The organism is Oligoflexus sp. (genome assembly GCF_035638955.1).
In the GTDB taxonomy this organism is placed as follows: domain Bacteria; phylum Bdellovibrionota_B; class Oligoflexia; order Oligoflexales; family Oligoflexaceae; genus Oligoflexus.
In genome coordinates this window covers 1-17,297 of record NZ_DASQYZ010000179.1, presented here as the reverse complement: position 1 = coordinate 17,297, position 17,297 = coordinate 1, and the positions used below count along the sequence as shown (strand labels likewise).

General features: G+C 52.6%; 18 protein-coding genes. 13 read left to right on the top strand and 5 right to left on the bottom strand.

Annotated elements, in window-relative coordinates; genetic code table 11:
* The 5 genes from VE954_RS16830 to VE954_RS16810 form a co-directional block, all read left to right on the top strand.
* Positions 1 to 1,189 (top strand): ABC transporter permease (locus tag VE954_RS16830; RefSeq protein WP_324954811.1); only part of this gene is annotated, 1,189 nt, incomplete at its 5' end.
* Between the two features lie 3 nt (positions 1,190 to 1,192).
* The gene (locus VE954_RS16825) at positions 1,193 to 2,536 is read left to right on the top strand and encodes an ABC transporter permease (protein WP_324954810.1); all 1,344 of its coding nucleotides are present in this window, start codon (positions 1,193 to 1,195) and stop codon (positions 2,534 to 2,536) included.
* Between the two features lie 18 nt (positions 2,537 to 2,554).
* Positions 2,555 to 3,340: an outer membrane lipoprotein-sorting protein gene (locus VE954_RS16820; protein WP_324954808.1), complete on the top strand. Its 786-nt coding sequence runs from the start codon at positions 2,555 to 2,557 to the stop codon at positions 3,338 to 3,340.
* Between the two features lie 14 nt (positions 3,341 to 3,354).
* Positions 3,355 to 4,746 (top strand): hypothetical protein, encoded by a 1,392-nt coding sequence (locus VE954_RS16815; RefSeq protein ID WP_324954806.1) that lies wholly within the window; start codon positions 3,355 to 3,357, stop codon positions 4,744 to 4,746.
* A 9-nt stretch (positions 4,747 to 4,755) separates the two neighbouring features.
* Positions 4,756 to 5,415 carry a hypothetical protein gene (locus tag VE954_RS16810; RefSeq protein ID WP_324954804.1) on the top strand — a complete coding sequence of 220 codons (660 nt, stop codon included), beginning with the start codon at positions 4,756 to 4,758 and terminating at the stop codon, positions 5,413 to 5,415.
* A 49-nt stretch (positions 5,416 to 5,464) separates the two neighbouring features.
* On the opposite strand, the gene VE954_RS16805 is transcribed toward VE954_RS16810, so the two are convergent.
* From VE954_RS16805 to VE954_RS16795, 3 genes are all read right to left on the bottom strand, one after another.
* Entirely contained in the window at positions 5,465 to 6,136 is a 672-nt protein-coding gene (locus VE954_RS16805; protein WP_324954802.1) for an RES family NAD+ phosphorylase, read from the bottom strand.
* A complete protein-coding gene (locus VE954_RS16800) occupies positions 6,133 to 6,528 on the bottom strand; it encodes an MbcA/ParS/Xre antitoxin family protein (protein WP_324954800.1) in 396 nt (131 codons plus the stop codon). Before VE954_RS16800 ends, VE954_RS16805 begins: the two co-directional genes overlap by 4 nt.
* A 174-nt stretch (positions 6,529 to 6,702) precedes the next feature.
* Positions 6,703 to 8,130: an MFS transporter gene (locus tag VE954_RS16795; RefSeq protein WP_324954798.1), complete on the bottom strand. Its 1,428-nt coding sequence runs from the start codon at positions 8,128 to 8,130 to the stop codon at positions 6,703 to 6,705.
* Between the two features lie 142 nt (positions 8,131 to 8,272).
* Between VE954_RS16795 and VE954_RS16790 the strand changes: the two genes are divergently transcribed.
* The 8 genes from VE954_RS16790 (at position 8,273) to VE954_RS16755 (ending at position 16,548) form a co-directional block, all read left to right on the top strand.
* Positions 8,273 to 9,187: a LysR family transcriptional regulator gene (locus tag VE954_RS16790; protein ID WP_324954796.1), complete on the top strand. Its 915-nt coding sequence runs from the start codon at positions 8,273 to 8,275 to the stop codon at positions 9,185 to 9,187.
* Between the two features lie 169 nt (positions 9,188 to 9,356).
* Positions 9,357 to 9,791, top strand: coding sequence for a hypothetical protein (locus tag VE954_RS16785; RefSeq protein ID WP_324954794.1), 435 nt, complete (start codon positions 9,357 to 9,359; stop codon positions 9,789 to 9,791).
* A 219-nt stretch (positions 9,792 to 10,010) separates the two neighbouring features.
* Positions 10,011 to 11,201, top strand: a complete 1,191-nt coding sequence (locus VE954_RS16780; protein ID WP_324954792.1) for an ABC transporter substrate-binding protein — start codon at positions 10,011 to 10,013, stop codon at positions 11,199 to 11,201.
* 4 nt (positions 11,202 to 11,205) lie between these two features.
* Positions 11,206 to 13,866: an ATP-binding protein gene (locus VE954_RS16775; RefSeq protein WP_324954790.1), complete on the top strand. Its 2,661-nt coding sequence runs from the start codon at positions 11,206 to 11,208 to the stop codon at positions 13,864 to 13,866.
* Positions 13,867 to 14,068: 202 nt separating this feature from the next.
* The gene (locus VE954_RS16770) at positions 14,069 to 14,212 is read left to right on the top strand and encodes a hypothetical protein (RefSeq protein ID WP_324954788.1); all 144 of its coding nucleotides are present in this window, start codon (positions 14,069 to 14,071) and stop codon (positions 14,210 to 14,212) included.
* 135 nt (positions 14,213 to 14,347) lie between these two features.
* Positions 14,348 to 14,884 (top strand): RNA polymerase sigma factor, encoded by a 537-nt coding sequence (locus tag VE954_RS16765; protein WP_324954786.1) that lies wholly within the window; start codon positions 14,348 to 14,350, stop codon positions 14,882 to 14,884.
* Positions 14,869 to 15,297, top strand: coding sequence for an anti-sigma factor family protein (locus VE954_RS16760; protein ID WP_324954784.1), 429 nt, complete (start codon positions 14,869 to 14,871; stop codon positions 15,295 to 15,297). The genes VE954_RS16765 and VE954_RS16760 overlap by 16 nt, the downstream gene beginning before the upstream one ends.
* 18 nt (positions 15,298 to 15,315) lie before the next feature.
* Positions 15,316 to 16,548, top strand: a complete 1,233-nt coding sequence (locus VE954_RS16755; protein WP_324954782.1) for a S41 family peptidase — start codon at positions 15,316 to 15,318, stop codon at positions 16,546 to 16,548.
* A 54-nt stretch (positions 16,549 to 16,602) separates the two neighbouring features.
* Here VE954_RS16755 and VE954_RS16750 read toward each other — a convergent pair whose 3' ends face one another.
* A complete protein-coding gene (locus VE954_RS16750) occupies positions 16,603 to 16,992 on the bottom strand; it encodes a thiol-disulfide oxidoreductase DCC family protein (protein ID WP_324954780.1) in 390 nt (129 codons plus the stop codon).
* Entirely contained in the window at positions 16,967 to 17,152 is a 186-nt protein-coding gene (locus VE954_RS16745; RefSeq protein WP_324954778.1) for a hypothetical protein, read from the bottom strand. The genes VE954_RS16750 and VE954_RS16745 overlap by 26 nt, the downstream gene beginning before the upstream one ends.
* Positions 17,153 to 17,297: the final 145 nt, after the last annotated feature.

Here is a 17,297-nt window from a genome sequence, read left to right as displayed (position 1 = left end):
CAGTGCGATTATCAGCTCCCTGGATCGCGAGCAGGCCACTGACCTTTCCAAAAAGCTGACTGAATTTGGCATCAATGGGGCCAAGGCCCAGGGCGACCTGATCGCTCACCTGACCAATCAGCTCAAGGAATTCCTGACGGTCAACGATGATAATTTTCTGGCCCGGCATGCCTGGTTCTACAAGCACATCGCGCCCTTGATGAAGCTCTATGAAATTTCACCCGGGGAAACGATTATGCTACGCGCCTATACGCGTAGCGGTTACGTGAAGAGTATTCCGCTGAAAGTTTATGGTGTGTATTCCTTTGCGGGTTTGGAAGATTCCGACCTGGCGGGTCAGACGAGTATCATCGATCTGGTCAGCTTTCGGGAACTTTATGGAAAAATGACCGAAGCCTCGCAAAAGGAATTGGCCGAGATGCGGACTCAGGTTGGCATTAAGGATATTGAAGCGGGCAATGCCGAGGAAGCTTTATTCGGAGAGGCGAGCCAGGCCACGATCGAAACGCGATCCCTGGAAGCCAAACCGAATCAGGTGGAAGCCGTGATCAACGTGAAACCCGCCATTCCCGATCGCTTCGAGCTGGATGAAGTGACCCGCGGCTTGGCTTTGAACGCTGCGTTGAAACTCAAGGATCCCAGCCGTCTGGAGGAAACTCAGGAGGAACTGAGCAAGGCCTTTAAAGATAAAGGGCTTGAGGTTCGCGTGATCGACTGGCAAAAAGCCTCGGGGATCGTGGGGCAGATGGTCAACATCATGCGCCTCGTCCTGATCCTGGCCCTGGGCGTTATTTTTCTCGTAACCCTGGTGATCATCAATAACTCCATTATCGTGGGAACCTTGAATCGCATCCGGGAAATCGGCACCATGCGCGCGATTGGGGCACAAAAGTCCTTTGTCGTGGGCCTGTTCCTGGGTGAAACCTGTGTGACGGGTTTGATCGGTTCCATTTTGGGCGCGATTTTTGGGGCCGTGGTGATCGTGTTCATGGCGAACGTGGGGATTCCGGCGTCGAATGATATCGTCGCGTTTCTGTTTTCAGGGCCCCGACTTTACCCGGCCATTCGTTGGGATATCATCATAGCCACACCGTTTGTCATTACGTTGATCGCCACACTGTCATCCATTTATGCGGCTCGACTGGCCGCGCGCGTTCAGCCTGCTGAAGCCATGCAAGAGAAGGAATGAGATATGCTCACCATGCTCAATATTGCCTTTCGCAATCTGCTGCAGGCCAAGCGGAGAACCCTGCTCCTGGGGCTGGCCGTGGCGATTGTGGCCACTTTGTTTTTATTTCTGCGTGCCGTCTCGTCGTCCATCAGCGAACGCATGATCGAGTCCGCCACCACACTTTCGGCTGGTCATGTGAACGTCGGGGGATTCTTCAAGATTCGGAAAAAGGCTTCGGCGCCGATTCTTTCCGAACGGACTCGCATCCGTGACATCGTGACCAAAGCGGTTCCGGAAGCCTCGGGGGTCATCGATCGGCACCGTGGCTGGGGCCGTATCATTAGCCCGGCTTCGTCCATCAATGCCGGCGTCAATGGCATCAATTATAACGAGGAGGGCCGGTTCTTTAAGAGCCTTCGGCTGGCCAAGGAAAGCGAATACAAGAAAGACGGCACGGATCAAACCTTTGGCAGCTTTGAAGACATGCAAAAACCCAACACGGCGCTGATCTTTGCGGGCCAGGCTAAAAAACTGGAGCTGCGGGTTGGAGATAGTCTGACCCTAGTGACGGAAGCCTCAGGTGGGCAGGATAATACCGTGGATCTCCGCGTGGCCGCCATTGCCTCGGATGTGGGTTTCATGAGTAACTGGTCGATCTTCACCCAGCGGCAGGTGGTTCTCGATTTGTATCGCGTCGGTCCCGATACCACCGGTGTGGTCATGGTTTACCTCGACGAAGCTGACCAAGCCACGGCAGTCATGGAGCGTCTGCGCAAGACGTTTGCCGATAATGGCTTTCTGGTGATGGATCACGATCCCAATCCCTTTTTCATGAAGTTTGAAAAGGTGTCGGGTGAGGATTGGCTCGGGCAAAAATTGGACCTTACTATCTGGAGTGATGAAATTTCGTTTGTGCTCTGGATCACCAATGCTTTGGATTTTATCTCGGCCATTGTCATCACGCTTTTGGCGGTGATTATTATCGGCGGGATTATGAATTCCATGTGGATGAGCGTCCGCGAACGCACCAAGGAAATTGGGACGGTTCGAGCCATCGGGGCTCAACGCGGTTTTATTCTGCAAATGTTCGTTTTTGAAGCCATCATGCTGGGCTTTTTAGCCTCGGGCCTGGGTGTGCTCTTTGGATCGATCGTTATTTTGGCCATCAATGGCATGAATATTCCCATCACCAATGATGGGATGCGGCTCTTTATGATGGCCAATACTTTAAAGTTTAGTCTTCATCCTAGCCAGATCGTAAGCACTCTGATCCTATTTTCGGTCATTACCGGTCTGGCCGCACTCTATCCTGCTCTGAAGGCCGCCCGGCTGCGTCCGGTGGAAGCCTTGATGCAGGGCAAATGATTTGAGAAAGGAATGACTATGTTGCGAATGAAAACAGTCACACTTGGAATGACCCTTTCCGTAGCCTTGCTGTCCGGCAAGGCCCTGGCCGCCTTGGACGAGGCTCAAACCAAAGAGCTGATCAAACTCGTCGATGAACGGCAACGGGCCACGGGTGATTATGCCTCGGTCGTGTTTATCGATCAGAAGGAAAAGGACGGCAGCACCAAGGCCTTTGAAGCCCGTGTCTATCGCCGTGATGCCGACGATAAGTGGATGATCCTCTTTACCAAGCCGAAAGCGGAAGCGGGCAAGGGTTATCTGCGAGTGGAAAAAAACCTCTTCCTCTATGAACCCTCGCTGGGCAAATGGGAACGGCAGACGGAACGGGCCAGCATTGCGGGAACAAACAGCCGACGGGACGACTTCGATGAGTCGCGTCTGGCGATCGAATATGATGCAAAATTCATCGGTGATGAGAAGCTGGGCAAGTTCCCTGTGCATCGGGTGAAGCTGACGGCCAAACCCAATGCGGACGTCGCCAGTCCCATTGTTGAGCTTTGGGTGGATCAGGAGTCGAAGAATATTTTGAAACGCCAGGAATCAGCCCTCTCCGGCAAACTCCTGCGCACCACCTATTATCCAGGCTGGGATAAGATGTTCAGCAAGTCCAAAGGCTCGGACGTTTATGTGCCCAAGGAAATCCGGGTGTTTGATGAAGTGGAAAAGGGCAACAGCACGACGGTTGTGCTGCGCGATGTGAAACTCGATCCTCTGGACGCCAACATGTTTACCAAAGCCTGGTTGGAATCGCAGAGTCGTTGATAGCGGGGATTGCCATGAATAAGCTCGTTCTGCTCTTGGCCGCGGTGGGTTTTTCCGGTTTGGCTCGGGCCCAGGATACGCGCGATGATGATATCTTTGGTGAAGGTGCCAAGCCCAGTCAGCCGCAGGCTGAGGAGAAAAAAGGCGATACACCGGCCCAGCCCAATACTATGGAGCGACAGGCCAAGGCTCTGATGGATACGATGCAAATCGGTGGCCGTCTGGAACTTCTGTCCACCAGCTCGGTGGCTGAAAAACAGCGGTTTCAGGAGGGCTCATTTGTGCCCTCCAAGACCGCTGATATTTATTTTGATACAAGGCCCAGTGAGGAAATTCGTGTGTTTCTGCGCACGCGTATTGCCGAACTTGAAACCATGATCCCGACCACGACGGGCGGAACTGAGCGGATTACCACGGTCAGGCAGGATATTGATGAGCTCTGGTTTAAATGGGATTTGGCCCGCTCGGTCTTCATCACTTATGGCAAGCAGCATGTGAAATGGGGTAGCGGGCAGATTTGGAATCCCACCGATTTCACAGCGCGTGAGGTTCGGGATCCGTTTGCTCTATTCGATCGGCGTCTGGGTCAAAACTTGATCAAGATTCACATTCCCAATGAAAAGCTTGGCTTTAATTACTACGCGGTCCTGCAGTTCGATGATGCAGAACGAAACGATGATATCGGTCTTGCCCTACGTGGGGAGTTTGCGTTTCTGGGATCTGGCGAGCTGGCTGTAACCGCGCAATCCCGCCGAGGCAGTCCGCTGCGTTTGGGTGTGGATGTCTCCAGCGCTTTGGGTCCCATTGATGTGAATGCCGAAGCCGCCTTCACCAAACGTCAGAATCGAACGTTCTATCGCGATGGCATTCTGGAAGACGACGCGATTGTCCTCCCGACGCCTTATCAGGATGAGGATAAAGCATTCAAGCAGATCGTCGGTGGCGTGCGTTATGGTGTGAAATACAATGATGAAGACACCATTTATTTTGGGGCCGAGTACTTCTATAATGAACTCGGTTATGAGGATCGTTTCGAGGAACTTTACTCCCTTTTTCTCCGTCAATCGCAAAACCTTTATGCCGGTCGCCGTTATGCGAGCGGTTATGTCCGCCTGCCAACACCGGGGGATTGGAACAAAACCTCGTTTTACCTGACAGGCCTGGGCAACTTGAGCGATAAAACTTCGATCGCGAGGCTCACGGGAACCTGGCTGGTGGCGAATTATGCGACCTTTGAAGCTTATGTGAGCCAGTGCTTTGGGAAGTATGGAGAACTTTGTTTGAAGATCCCGGAAAACCTTAAGGCTTTTGGCAGCACCGTTCCAGAACTGCAGCAGGCGCTGGCCTTTGTGCCAACGGAAAAAACGTATCTGACCGCAGGCGTCGGCCTGAGTATTAATTTTTGAAAGGTCGGCATGCGACCATTGTTTTCTTTTATCTTGAGTTTCCTGCCGGCAATGGTTGCGACCATTGCCGCAGCGAAGCCATCCCAAACGGAATGTCTCGGGCCGACTCAGGCCAAGGGCTATGTTATTTACCTGCATGGCTTTACCCCACCTGAGCAGAAAACCAACGAAGAGGGTGATAATCTCGAAGTCCTGGAACGTCTGGCGAAGGATCTTTCGCTGCGTATTGCGTTGCCACGCGGGCCTCTCTGCCCGTCGGGTAAACTCTGTTGGCCTGCTGGTGATAAGAATGAGCTTCTGCAATCCTTTGCCAAGGCGCGTACCGAGACTCAGGCCTGCTGGGCGGGGACACCGGAATATACGCTACTGGGTTTTTCCAATGGCGGTTATTTTGCTTTGAAACTCTATAAAGCCCATAGCGATCCGCAGCTGACGCGTATCATTGCGTCGGGCAGTGCCGGGACCTGGGATGAGAAAGTCGATAGACCTCATCCTACGTCGAGTTTTGCCATGATGATCGGTCAGCAGGATATCACGATGAAAAAGGCCTCGCAATTGGCCAACCAGCTGCGCAAGATCATTCCCGGATTCCGTTTTGAAAAATTCCCCGGGGCGCATCGACTGGACTATAAGACGTTGAGTCGTTTACTGCAGCCTGCTAAGCCCTGACGCCAGGACTTTGCCTCAGTCGGCACGTCCTGCCTGGACCATTCCCGCGTTATGATACCTGGCTCCAAGCAATAGTCAGCGTTTGGAACGCTGTCTTTATCTTGCATGCCTGCACTTTTGCATCAAAAGTCAAACGGATGTTTTCCTGATGACTTGGAATCTTTCTTAAAAATGCGATGTCATTGACTGCTACGTTCAACCCACCTGGATGTCGCACGCTGGGGTAAAGTATCGAGGTACAGGTGTTGGCTTTTACGAACGCATGAGAAGCCGAGTAATCAGTCTTGTGCATGATTTCTGCAAGCTGTGGATGGTGTTTGATGTCCGTGATACTAGGATTATCAAAATCTACCGTAAAAAGCGTTCTTGGTTCCGCTTTCTTACTCAGTTTTTTAAGATGCAGTCTTTGCCTGAGCCAATGATAGACGTATTCATGAAGCGACGTCTTCGACTCAATCGAACCATGAAAGACGTTGTTCCCGTGGAACGGGGGTTTAAAACGGGCTTGGTATTGGGAGGGTACGGGTGGCGGATACCTGAACTGGCTATAGATCAAATAGTGGTATCCCATCTGTATGAAACCACGCTCAAGGGTCTTTTCAGGTTTGGTTTCAGCTACAAGCTTTTCCAGGAAATCGATTTCGTCTTCATCTGCCTCAACGTTATTTTGTAGCGACGAAGTTGCCTGCTCTTCTGCTATGCGCCAGAGTTCTGCTTTCAAGCTCCCCTTCCCCTTACATAGTCAAGATAAGCGCGAACGTGCAAAAGCCCTTGGAAGCTTTCTGTCATCATGTCAAGAGGAGAACCGTGCAGGTCGGGATGTGGAGTTTTTAGCCAAAGGGCTCTATCGCCTTTGTCACTGAACATCGCTGCAAGGCTGCGGAAGATCGCGATAAAATTGGATATAGCCTCGCGCAGATGCTTATCCTTCAATGGGATAAGTTTGTCCTTGTTCCAACGTTTTAAGGTAGCGGTGTCCTTTGACAAAATTTTGCTGAGGTCTTCATATGTTAATCGCGCGTCGTCTTTAAAAGTGAAAATGGCTTTGTATACCGCCTTGGCTTCTCTTTCAGGTGAAAAATCGGTTTTGGATTTGACCAGCTCAGCACCCATATTGGGCCCTCCATGACTGCCTAATATCTTAGCAGCGTATCGGAAAAATGCGACCAAAATTACAGTTCACTACCCACTTATGGAAAAATACGTAATATTTTCATGGTAATGGCCAGGGTATCATTTGCCACGAAATGCTTAATATGTTTGGAAGCAAGTCCAATGCCATTACTCTTATTCATTTGGTTTTACTGTTTCGAAGGGCCTTGGAAATGATTGCAAGAGAATGCCGCTTACCAGAGCAATGGCCAGAGCCACCATAATCAGAGCCGTAGCGACACCGAACGTCATCCGCATTCCAGAAGCCACAGCCTCAGGATGTGCTGTTGTGATATCAGAGGTCGCGGTTGCAGCTGCAAACACAGCTCCCATGACGGATGCTCCAGTGATGAGCCCAAGATTGCGAGACAAGCTAAGCATTCCGGCAATAACGCCTCGCTGCTCAGGGCGAATACCAGTCATGATTACAGTGTTATTGGCAGCCTGGAATAAGGCATAGCTGGCAGTGACGACAACCATAGGTGAAATGTAGCCAACTATCCCAAATTTCGCTGGAAACATGGAAATAGCCAAAGCACCGCTTGCCATTCCCATGAGTCCGATAGTGGTCATGCGCCGAGCCCCAAAACGATCCACGATACGGCCCGCTGGGACGCCTGTCAGCGCGGCAACAAAGGGACCGGCCGATAAAACAATACCAACCCAGGCGGCTTGGAGTCCGAGCGTAAGGGAAAGATAAAATGGTCCCACCACCAAAGTCGCCATCATCACTGTCGAGACAAGCATGCTCATGGCGAGGCTCGCACTTAACATAAGATCACGGAACATCGTTATGCGGATCAAAGGCGATGTCGTTTTCGATTCGACGAGCACGAAGACGACACAGCCAGTTAAAGCTCCTAACAGCAATGCAATGTTGATCCGACCGAACTGGCCACGGCCCATAGTCATGGCGAGGGCATAGGCCCCAAGTGTCAGAGCGAGCAGCAATGTACCCAGCAAGTCAAAGCCCACGCGTTCGGCCGTCTTTTTACGATAAACTGGCAGGTGACGACGCACGAGAATAAAATTTAGAATACCGAGTGGCACATTGATGAGGAAGATGGTTCGCCAATGAATTCCTGTGATCAAGAGACCGCCGAGCGAGGGCCCGAGAGTTGTGCCAACGGCGGACATGGTTCCCAGCAGACCCATGGCGCTGCCCGTCCGTTCCTTCGGTATCGTTTCACCTACAAAGGCCAGAGTGAGGGCCATCATGATAGCTGCGCCGAGCCCTTGGGCGGCCCTTGCTGCAATCAGGAACCCAAGCGAAGGCGCCAGGCCGCAAAGCAGCGATGCCGCCGTGAAGAGTAGAATTCCTCCGAGAAAAAGCCTGCGGCGGCCGATGATGTCACCCAGTCGTCCCACGCTGACAATCAATGTTGTGATGACGAGCAGATAAGCAAGAACGATCCATTGGACGTCCTGGAAGTTGGCTTGGAAAGCCTGAGCCAGAGTCGGTAGGCCGGCGTTGGCAATGCTGGTTTCGAGAGAAGGCATCAGCATGGATAGCGAAAGGCTTACCAGGACCCATCGCGTCGAAGATGTAAGCTGCATATTCATGATGAACCTCGCTGGCAATTCCCGGAATGGAAGCTATGGGAAGTATGCTCCCTTAGCCGAACCTTGCGGAAGGCGCATGGGTTGCATTATATTCGTGCGTCTGACGCCTGCATTCTCCCACCCACTCTGCCAGGACCTATGGATGTCAAAGCCCGATCTCAACCTTCTTGTAACTCTGGATGTCCTGCTCGCCGAGGGCAACGTGGCCCGCGCGGCTCAACGTTTAAAGCTCAGCCCGTCTGCCATGAGCCGGGCTCTGCAGAGATTGCGAGAGACAACCGGTGATCCCCTTTTAGTCAGAGCCGGACGCGGTCTTGTCCCCACACCTCGGGCGCTTGAGCTTCGCGAACGCGTCAGTCAACTGGTGCTGGACACCGAGACGGTGCTGCGCCCGGCTGAAAAACTCAATCTCAAGCAGCTGATTCGAACATTTACGCTGCGAACCAGTGATGGCTTTGTTGAGAATTTTGGGCCTGACCTTATCGCGCGCGTCAGTGAGGAGGCTCCCGGGGTAAGGCTCTGCTTTGTGCTTAAGCCTGACAAGGAAAGCACTCCGTTGCGCGATGGAACCGTGGATCTGGAAACAGGAGTTGTAGGAAAAACGACCGGTCCGGAAGTGCATGCACAAGCCTTATTCCGGGACTCTTTTATTGGTGTCGTGCGAAGAGGTCATCCGCTCAGCAAGGGGGAGATGACAGCCTTGCGCTATGCCTCCGGCCGACACATCCGTGTTTCAAAGCAGGGATCAGTCAAGGGCCGGATCGATGAAGTTCTAAAAACACTTGGTTTGGAGCGCGACATCGTAACCATCGTCAGTGGATTTTCAGCTGCTTTGGCGCTTGCCCGCCATTCGGATCTAATCGCCAGCGTTCCTGAGCGGCATACGGGAAATCTAAGGGCCGGCATGCATAGCTTCCCGCTGCCGATTTCGGTGCCAGAGATTACTGTGTCCATGCTCTGGCACCCTCGACTGCATTCTGATCCGGCTCATCGATGGCTGCGCGGATGTTTACGAGATATTTGCGCAAGGCAAAGTCACGATACGTCAGGACGCTAAGGGAATGCATTATTCCCTGCACCCCTTCCGCTGTATACCCGCCGATTGCAAACCTAGCCTAATTGTGTGGGGCCCTGAAAGCTTGTGTCCGCCTAACGATCATGTTATTCGTGAAGGTTCGACCGGGGTTGAAACCGGCGTGCATTCTATATTTTGGCCGAGGTGATCCATGAAAATAAGCGTTCTCTATGCTCCATTCATTATAGCTTTTTTGTTATTTACCAGGGCCCACGGCGCGTTAGCCGCCGAAACCGACACTGATAAAATTTTGAAGGCTCTGGATGGTATCTGTGGCGACAGCTGGTGCGAAGGTGCCTTTGACTTTCACTTTCAGCAGGTTGTGATGAAACCCAATAAAAATGAAACTCAGATCATGTTTCGCATGACTCAGCAATATCCTGTACGACTGGATTGGGTTGTCGGCCAGTCGTTCCTGGCTCAGATCAATCAGAGATTTTATGATGTTAGCTGCATCCTGCCAGGTTACTCCACCTATGACAGCATTATGCAGTCCGAATACAGACTCCATAAGGAAGTTTACACAGCCCTGACCCAATGTATTGATTCGCTTGAAGGCCGATTGATGCTGGTAGCCAAGCCATAAATGCACAGTATTTGTTTCTGCGAAAGGCGGGCAGTCGCATGGCCCGCTCGTTCAAAAGATTCTTATCCTTACGTCCCGTAGGAATTATAAACCTCTATTATCCCTGCCTTTAATCAATATAATCCGGACCAACTATAAGTGATTTAAGAAAGATTGCATCCCACCGATTTCATGCATTGATTCTAAATTCAGGTGATCCGCCTGTGAAGGAGTTGATCCATGAGGTGCATCCTCACTCTATTTGCTGCCACAGGTCTTTGCATGATCGGCTTCTCGAGCCAAGGCAAGGCCCAGTCCGCAGGTGTTTCCGATCATGAAATTACCATAGGTATGACCACAGTTTTATCGGGACCATCGCATAATTTGGGCGATGAAATGAAACGCGGTGTTGAAGCTTATTTTGCAACCGTCAATGAACAAGGCGGTATCCACGGCCGCAAATTACGCCTGGATGCTCTTGATGATGGTTATGAGCCGGCTCGCGCTGCTCCCAATATGCGGCAGCTCATCGACGATAAGCAAGTTTTTGCCATTCTTGGCAATGTCGGAACACCGACAGCCGTCGTGTCCGTTCCGATCGCCATGGAAAAGAAAGTGCCTTTCTTCGGAGCCCTGACCGGTGCCGGAATCCTCCGAAAAAATCCACCTGATCGCTACGTGATCAATTTCCGCGCCAGCTACGCGGAAGAAACCGCGGCGATGGTGAAGGGTTTGGTCCATGATCTGGGCATCAAACCGGAACATATCGCTTTCTTCACGCAGAATGATGCGTATGGTGATGCTGGATATCAGGCTTCCGTCAAAGCTCTCCATGACATTGGTTTTACCCGAACGGCGGCCATGGTTCATGGGCGCTATCAGCGCAACACTGTGAATGTCGAAGACGGTCTGACTCGGATTCTGGACGCCAAACGTCAACCCAAGGCCATCATCATGGTCGGCACCTATAAAGCCTGTGCGAAGTTTATCAAACTCGCAAAAAGTGAAGGCTTGAACGCTTTGTTTCTGAATGTCTCGTTCGTCGGCAGTGAATCCTTGATGGCCGAGCTCGGACCCCAGGGTCAAGGCGTGATCGTCACTCAGGTCGTACCACCCCTGGACAGTAACATGGCGGTGATCGAAGAGTACAAAAAAGCCATCAAACCAGCCAAACCCTCGTTCATTTCCCTGGAAGGATATCTCGCTGCCCGATCCTTTGCGGAAGGGTTGAGACGCGCAGGCCGGGATCTCACGCGGGAAAAATTTATCGATGTTCTGGAAGCCAGTACGGATATCGATATTGGTTTGGGTGAAAAGCACAGTCTGAGTCCGACGCAGCACCAGATCAGTCATGCCGTATGGCCCACCATGATCACCGGCAACCAGTTCCGATCCTTCCGGTGGTCTGACATCAGAAAGCCAGGGAGCTGAGACCATGAAAAAGGAAAGCAGCATCGAGCGCAACCTTCTGTTTCTGTCGGCCGGCGCGCTGACGATATTCACCGTTTTTCTAGGTTCCTTCTTCTGGGTGCAGTCCAATCTTGCCGACAATCAAACCCATAATAAGGGTGTGGTGTCGCCTGTGCATCACTCCACTGAAATTTTGAACAGCTCTTTCAACGAGCTTTTCAACCGGCAGAACAAGATCGCGACGACCGAAACTTCAGTCGGCATTAGCGGTCTTGGTGATCGGCAGCGGGTGGAGACTCAAATCCAGGACGCGAAAAAAGGCCTGACAGAAGTCCTGCCGATGATCACCAGCATGGACCCGAAGCGCGGTGACGAGGCACAAAAAATTCTCCAGGAACTGGATCAGGATCTGGCTTCCTTCCTGGACAGCGATCAACGCTATTATCAGGCCAACCTCAAGCGCCGCCTTCAGGAAGAAAACCTGGCTGCAGCGAACAAGAAAATAGAAAGCCGCCTGAAAGCTTTTCTGGAAACCACCCAGGGGCTCTCCGGTAAAATCCGCTTCACGCATGGCAGTTCGGTGCGTCGCGCGCATAGGCTGGTCCAAAGCTCTGGCTTTAATGACGAGGCGAAGAGTTTGATTCAAGCACGAATTTTAGGTTCATCGAATCTTAAACTCAGTCTGGTCAATGAGGTTTTGGAAGCAGCTGGTGAACTGAATCGTTTAGCAGCCAGGATTGCACCTGCAAGCAGTGAAGACCAGATCAACACCCTGATTGCCAATGAACTGGTCCAACAGCGTGAAAAAGCCATGGTGAACATCCAGGACCTGCGGGATGAAGTGCGCCGCGATCCCGAGCTGGAAAAAATCGCGAGCGAATTGCAAACATCCCTCGTGGCCTTGACCCAGGATATGATGGACAACAGGAATCCCGAAAGTCTCGTCAATTTGAAGTTCAAAGTCTTTGCGGCCATCAAGGAAGCCGCTGCCATCCGGGGTGAGTTGGAGAGGATCAATGCCACGATCTCCACCAGCCTGGGTCAGCTGGTGCAAACCAGTGAAGGGCTGAGCCGTGAGCTGGATGAGGGGCTGTCCGGAGTGGTGGCCAGGACCCGTCTTATCCTCGCTTTTGTTTTAATCCTGGCCCTGGTTGCCGGTGCGTTCGGTGGGATTGCCGTCGTCCGCAGCGTCAAAGCCTTGCGAAAAAATAACACGGATCTGTCGCGTCTCAAGGAAGAACTGATTGAAGTCAACGGTAACCTTGAAAAGATCGTCGATGAGCGCACCAAAACGATCCGCACCATCCTGGATCATGTGCAGTTCGGCTTTTTACTTTGCGATAAAAATCTTACGATCCTCGAAGGCTCGACGCAATCCTGCGAAACCCTGCTGGTGAAAAGCCAACTTACGGGGATGGACCTGCCGTCGGCTCTTGATATGACGCCCGCGCAGAGCGAAAACTTTGCCATGCAGCTGAGCCAGCTCTTTGAAGACGTGTTGCCCGAATCGGTAGTCTTCTCACAGGTCCCATCCCGGTTTACAGTCGGCGGTCGGACCCTTCGACTGCAAGGCAGCGCTGTGCGGGATGAATCCGGACAGATCGTGCAAGTGCTCTACTGTCTGATCGATATATCCGACCTGGAAAGCGCCGAGAAGACCAATCGCGAGAACCGCGTTCTCTTGAATATCCTGCGCAACCCCGATCAGTTCCGCAGGTTTATTGCGGACACCTATCGCAGCCTCGCGCTTGCAAAAAATGCTGCTGTGCAAGGGGATGTGATTTCATTGCGTCGGGAGCTCCATACCATCAAGGGCAATATGGGCGTTTATGAACTGCATGCCATTGCTCGTGAGATTCACCAGCTCGAGGACCAATCCGAGATCTCGGTTGCGGCCATCGATCAGATCGAAAAAACAGTGGCGGCCTTTCTGGGCGCGAACTTTGACATTCTTGGCATCTCGTACGAGGAAAAACCCGCCGATTCCTACCGCATCAGCGACAGGACCCTGCTGGCTATTGAAGAATGTCTCGCCAACTTCCAGAATCCGCGATCGATGCATGAGAACCTGACGCGACTTGTGGCTGAAATCAAGACCAAACCGGCCAAAGATCTTATGGGTCCTTTGGACGAACTCACCAGGTCTCTGGCGCAACGCTTTGGCAAGGCCCTTGCCTTTCAAGTGGACGGTGGCGCGATCAAAATGGATCCGGAACGGGTTCTGCCCATCTTCAATATCCTGCCGCATTTGATCCGGAACAGTATCGACCATGGGATCGAGTTCCCTTGGGAACGCAACGGGAAGCCGGATGAGGCGACGCTTCGGGTGAGCTTCCGTGAAGATCGCAGCAACTGGACCATGGTGATTCAGGACGACGGTCGTGGCATCAATACGGAAAAACTTCAGCAGAAAGCCCTCGCGGCCGGAATTCTGCGTCCTCAGGATCGGCCCACGCAGGCCGAGCTCTGCCGTATGATTCTTTCGTCCAATCTTTCCACGACGGATACCGTGTCGGACATCTCAGGTCGCGGTATCGGAATGGGAGCTGTGGCAGCTGTGGTCAGCGGGATGGGCTGTACCATCGATGTCTCGTCCGAAGCCGGCAAGGGGACCCGATTTGAAATCATCATTCCGAAAAGCCCTGGCGCCGTCGTAAGACCGCTTCTGGCTCGCGTCAGCTCCTAATCCGAACATTCGGCTCGAAAGCCTTACCCCAGGACAGAATTCGATTACGGATTCTGTCATCATCTTGAAAACCTTCCCTTAAAAAAAAACGGCGCAGCCTTGAACAAATTTCAAGGCGCGGTGTTTCTCCATTAAGAGGTTGATGCAGCACGCAAACAAGTGACGCCACCTCCGCCTCAGAAACTCGCTCAGGAGTAACATTATGAACGTCATCCTTCTTGCCTTCGTATTCCAGATCCTTGGTCTTTATGCGATGATTCTGCTGTCGGATTATGTGATCGGCATGGTTTCGGAATACCGCGCCATGCGCCGTCTGAAGAAAAACCCCCTGCGGATCCGCCGGTAATCATGACCGGCAGTTTCCTTTGCCAAGTTCCTAATTTTGCTGGATAATAAAGTTTACCCGAAAATTTTTCATGATCCAGTGAACATTAGTCCCTCTCTGGTGTTTCTCCAATAGAGGCCTTAGGAAAGGGTTGGCATGGAATCCGATGAGCAGCTCTATCTCGAAGTACGCAATGGGTCAAAAGCGGCCTTCGAGAAGCTGTACGCACGTTATGAAGGACCGATTTACGGCTATATCTATCGTCGCCTGCAAAGCAAGCAGGATGCCGAGGAAGTCTTCCATGAAGCCATGCTCGCCATTTTTAAAGGCGAGGCCCTGGAGTTTGCCGCAGGCGGCTTTGGCGGCTGGCTGTTCAAAGTCTCCCTGAATCTTTCTTTGAATCGCTTGCGATCAAAGAAGCGGGAAGGCCGGGCGCTTGCGGCGGTGGCGAACGATTCCACGTCCGTCAGGAGTTTGGATAACTGGCCGGATCCTGAGGATCTGTCGGCCATGCAAACCGCGGCGGCCCATCTCAGCGAACCCCTGCGGCAGGTTTATGCCTTGCGCCGCGAGGGCCGAAGTTACGAAGAAATGTCGGATATCCTCGGGATTCCCCTAGGGACAGTGAAATCCCGGGTTCACCTGATGGTGACGCAGCTAAGAAAGGAAATGAGCAAATGGACTGCACAGTAAACCAGGACAAGCTGATCGATTTCCAATTTGGAAATCTGGATCTGGACACCAGAACGCAGCTCGAAGCTCACCTGATGGGATGTCCTGCGTGTCTGGAGGAGTTCTTCCTTTTGAAGCGTGATGTGGAATCAGCTCAGGCTGAACCGCTGCGGCCGTCCAGCCAGGTGAGGGCGCGCATTCACCGGGAATTCCTTGCCTTTGCTTACGGCCGTGTTCGTCAGCATCCCAGGACCTTTATTATCGGCGGCCTTATGGCAGCGGCGGCGCTCCTCATGGTGCTCTTCTCGGGACAGTTCCACAAATTGAACGATAAACCCAATGTCCACAAAGCCCCTCAAACGGAAACGGTTCGCAGTCTGGATGAATCTGTGGATTCAGGCGGAAGCAATCCGGGGCATATCAATATCATATAAGAGCGGAAAGGGCTGAACATGATACCGACTCGAAAACATCTGCTCATGGGAATTTGTACAGTGGTGCTGGCATCGGGCAGCATGCTGGCCCTGGCGAAAAAGGAAGATGCGGATTTTGCGGCCTGGCGCAATAAACCCGAAGAACCCTTTGGCAACGGCGCCGCGACTTTTGAAACGGTCAAGCAGGCTCTACTCAAGAATTATATCGATAAGGGTTTGACCGAGGACGATCTCTACCGTGCCGCCGTCGAAGGCATGCTGAGCAATATTGATCCGAACATGGCGATGTGGAATAAACTGATGACGCCCACCGAATACCGCGAACTGGTGGGTGACATGCAGGGCCGCATCGTCGGGATTGGAATTGAAGTCGGCTTCAATGAAGCCAACGGTTACGCCGATGTGGTCGGGGTCATTCCCGGGACTCCAGCTGAGAAAGCGGGCATCGCCCGCGGTGATCAGATCCTGCGGATTGATGGACAGAGTTTCAAGGGCAAACAGCTGCGCGATTTGGTTTACGCCATCCGCGGCAAGGATGGCAGTGAGGTGAAGCTCACCGTACTGCATGACGATTCGGTTAAAGTTTTGAAGATCAAGCGCCAGGGTCTGGTCTGGGATTCCGTCAGCACGCAGATGATCAATAAGGATGTCGCTGTTCTCTTTATCCGTAACTTCACGGAAGCCACGCCCGACCTTCTGAAAAAGAATCTGGCGGAACTGAAAAACAAAGGCGTGAAGGGTCTGATTATCGACCTGCGTGGCAACCAGGGCGGAGCCTTTGAGAAAACCATCGAAAGCATCCAGCACCTGATTCCGAAAAATAAATTGATTGTGAAGGTGAACAAGCGCGGAGCGGAGAAAGAGGATCTGGTGAACAAGACGGATCCGGTTCTCACCAACGTTCCTTTGGTTGTGCTGATCAACGGTCACACGAAATCCGGCGCGGAAATCATGGCGGGCGCCTTGAAAATGAGCGCGGGAGCCACCACGGTGGGAACTCACACTTACGGCAAGTGGAGCGCGCAGAGTGTGGATGAATTGCCGAACAAATACGCCATCAAATATACCACGGCCACCTTCCTCTCCCCTGATGGCCAGGATCTGACGGGCAAAGGCTTGCACCCCGATATCGTGGTCGAGTTTCCTGAAGATGAAGCCGGCAAGCTGCAATCGCAGCGTAATATTGAGCAGAGGGTTCAGGCGGATGTGCAGTTACAAACGGCCATCAATGTCCTGAAGCTGAAAAGCTAAGACATGCGGGTCGGCCCTGTCTCATGAGACGGGGCCGAACTTTTTTCTGCCCTATCAGTCCTGGACCAATCGGGTTCGGTCTTGCGGGGGGATCAATGCGCAGCTCCCTACCCGTCCAAACCACCGGATGCGAACCCTGGCAAAGCGATCATAGAAAAAATTCTGCAAGCTGATGGGCAGCAGATAGGATGGGAGTGCCAGCACACGCCAGATGCCGCCCATATGTTGGGCTATGGCTCGGACCGCTTCCACCCTGATGAAAGCCCGCTGGCCATTCCAAAAGACGACGGAGTCCACCGTGTGGATCTCGGGCGGCAGAGGGAGAGACCGCCATGTGGCACCGCCCAAGGGCGCCAGATAAAGGTCACTGTGCTGCAGAAGAAAGCGGGCGAAGCGATTGCAGACGAGGCACTCCGCATCAAAGAACACGAATTTTTTGTTCATGGACCCGAGCCTCCCATTCCATTCGCAGGAGCGTACCAGTTCCCTGATCATTGTCCAGGAGAGAAACCTGGCCTCCCGGCAGCTGACGGATCACCTGCTGGATGAAGCTCAAACCTACGCCGCGTCCCGAACTCTGGCTGACGGACTCAGCTGTACTCAATCCATGTGACATCCTCTCGGGAATAAATTCCCGAGCATCCTGTAGTTAAGATGCGATGAGTCCTGGAAGATCCTTCCAGGACTCTTGAAGTTGGCAGGAGAATGGCCCGAGGGCCAACCGTCTGCTACGACCCGAGTATAACTCG

What these genes read in the sequence shown, in the direction of transcription:
- VE954_RS16825 (WP_324954810.1), top strand. Translation starts at nt 1,193, where the DNA reads ATGCTCACCATGCTCAATATTGCCTTTCGCAATCTGCTGCAGGCCAAG.
- VE954_RS16820 (WP_324954808.1), top strand. Translation starts at nt 2,555, where the DNA reads ATGTTGCGAATGAAAACAGTCACACTTGGAATGACCCTTTCCGTAGCC.
- VE954_RS16815 (WP_324954806.1), top strand. Translation starts at nt 3,355, where the DNA reads ATGAATAAGCTCGTTCTGCTCTTGGCCGCGGTGGGTTTTTCCGGTTTG.
- VE954_RS16810 (WP_324954804.1), top strand. Translation starts at nt 4,756, where the DNA reads ATGCGACCATTGTTTTCTTTTATCTTGAGTTTCCTGCCGGCAATGGTT.
- VE954_RS16800 (WP_324954800.1), bottom strand. Translation starts at nt 6,528, where the DNA reads ATGGGTGCTGAGCTGGTCAAATCCAAAACCGATTTTTCACCTGAAAGA.
- VE954_RS16795 (WP_324954798.1), bottom strand. Translation starts at nt 8,130, where the DNA reads ATGAATATGCAGCTTACATCTTCGACGCGATGGGTCCTGGTAAGCCTT.
- VE954_RS16790 (WP_324954796.1), top strand. Translation starts at nt 8,273, where the DNA reads ATGTCAAAGCCCGATCTCAACCTTCTTGTAACTCTGGATGTCCTGCTC.
- VE954_RS16785 (WP_324954794.1), top strand. Translation starts at nt 9,357, where the DNA reads ATGAAAATAAGCGTTCTCTATGCTCCATTCATTATAGCTTTTTTGTTA.
- VE954_RS16780 (WP_324954792.1), top strand. Translation starts at nt 10,011, where the DNA reads ATGAGGTGCATCCTCACTCTATTTGCTGCCACAGGTCTTTGCATGATC.
- VE954_RS16775 (WP_324954790.1), top strand. Translation starts at nt 11,206, where the DNA reads ATGAAAAAGGAAAGCAGCATCGAGCGCAACCTTCTGTTTCTGTCGGCC.
- VE954_RS16770 (WP_324954788.1), top strand. Translation starts at nt 14,069, where the DNA reads ATGAACGTCATCCTTCTTGCCTTCGTATTCCAGATCCTTGGTCTTTAT.
- VE954_RS16765 (WP_324954786.1), top strand. Translation starts at nt 14,348, where the DNA reads ATGGAATCCGATGAGCAGCTCTATCTCGAAGTACGCAATGGGTCAAAA.
- VE954_RS16760 (WP_324954784.1), top strand. Translation starts at nt 14,869, where the DNA reads ATGGACTGCACAGTAAACCAGGACAAGCTGATCGATTTCCAATTTGGA.
- VE954_RS16755 (WP_324954782.1), top strand. Translation starts at nt 15,316, where the DNA reads ATGATACCGACTCGAAAACATCTGCTCATGGGAATTTGTACAGTGGTG.
- VE954_RS16750 (WP_324954780.1), bottom strand. Translation starts at nt 16,992, where the DNA reads ATGAACAAAAAATTCGTGTTCTTTGATGCGGAGTGCCTCGTCTGCAAT.